Raw genomic sequence first — 1,546 nt, 5'->3', positions numbered from 1 at the left:
AGGCCGAGGGAGTCCGCTCGTTCACCCGGGATTTCTGCCGTCGTTTCCAGCGTGTAGGTCCCCGGTGGCAGGCGCAGCGTCCGGTCGCCATCGACGCTGACGAACTGAGAGAACCAACTGTCGGCCGCCCGCAGTTTGACGAATTCTTGGGTGGGGTCGCCGTTGCGGTCGCGGAGTTTGATGGTCAGGCCGTAGCGTTCGTCTTCTTTGAGGAGGCCGAGGGCGGTGCGGGTGATGGTGTCGCCGGTGGTGGGGTCGGAGCCGACGAGGTAGCCGGAGTGTGAGCCGATCGCGATTCCACTCGGGTCGGCGGTTACCGGGACGTCCATTTCGCCGCCCGCGGGGATGGTCACCGTGGAGTCGTTGAGGGTGAATGCGTCGTTGCCGGTGGTGGCCAGGTTGAGGGTGACCGGGGTGGTGCCGCTGTTGGTGAAGGTGACCGGTTCGGTGACGGGGGTGTCGGTGGGCTGGTGCGGCCATTCGAAGTAGCCGATAAACGTGGAGCCGATGGCGTGTACGGTGTCCACGGCTGCTGCCACGTCGAGTCGGCCGGTGCCGACCTGGAACGCGGTGTAGCTGTCGCTCAGCGCCTCGGCGCTGCTCATCAGGGCGTCCTTGAGCTGCTGGCCGGTCCAGTCGGGGTGCTGTTGGGCGAGGATGGCGGCTGCTCCGGCCACGTGTGGGGCCGCCATCGAGGTACCGGTCTTGATGGTGTACATGCCGTCGCCGGTGCTTTGTTGGGAGCGGGCGGCGTTGATGGCGACGCCGGGGGCGGTGAGGTCGGGCTTGATCGCTCCGCTGTAGTCCAGTGGTCCGATGCTGGAGAAGTCGGCGAGTTGGTCCTGTTTGTCCACGGCGCCGACGGTCAGCGCGCTTTCGGCGTTGCCGGGGGTGCCGATGGTCGTTCCGCTGTTGCCGGCGGAGATGACGAAGAGGGTGTCGTGCTGCGCGGAGAGGGTGTTCACGGCGAGGGCCATCGGGTCGAGTCCGTCGGTGCGGGACGGGTCGCCGAGGCTCATGTTGATGATGTCGGCACCGGATTCGGCGGCCCATTGCATGCCGGCGATGATCCAGGAGTCGTAGCCGTACCCGTCGTTGTGTAGGACCTTGCCGATGAGTAGGTCAGCTCCGGGGGCGACGCCGGTGTTGTCGCCGTTGGAGGCCGCGCCGGTGCCGGCGACGGTGGAGGCGACGTGGGTGCCGTGCCCGCTCAGGTCGGAGGTGTTTTCGTTGGGGACGAAGCTGACGCTGTCCTGGATTTGGTCGGTGAGGTCGGGGTGGGTGGGGTCGATGCCGGTGTCGAGGACGGCGACGGTGACGCCGTCGCCGTCGTAGCCGGCTTTCCAGGCTTCGGGGGCGCCGACCTGGGGGACGCTGTCGGCGAGGGTGGCGTGTACCTGGCCGTCGAGCCAGAGCTTCGCGCCGGTGCTTTCGCGGTTCGCGCCGGAGCTGGCACTGATGGTGGTCCAGAGGGTGCGGGTGTCTTCTTTGTCGGTGGTGAGGGCGTGGCCGTTGATGGCGGGTAGGTCGTGGGTGAGGGTGGCGC

At 67.7% G+C, this 1,546-nt stretch carries 1 protein-coding gene; it reads right to left on the bottom strand.

The window, feature by feature from the left end:
* On the bottom strand, positions 1 to 1,546 hold a 1,546-nt coding region (locus tag SALPAC3_RS28625), incomplete at both ends, for a S8 family serine peptidase (protein ID WP_232430552.1).

It is taken from the genome of Salinispora pacifica DSM 45544 (assembly GCF_000378845.1).
Lineage (GTDB): Bacteria > Actinomycetota > Actinomycetes > Mycobacteriales > Micromonosporaceae > Micromonospora > Micromonospora pacifica.
Note: the sequence above shows the minus strand (reverse complement) of the source record. Positions and strands in the feature narration are given on the sequence as shown.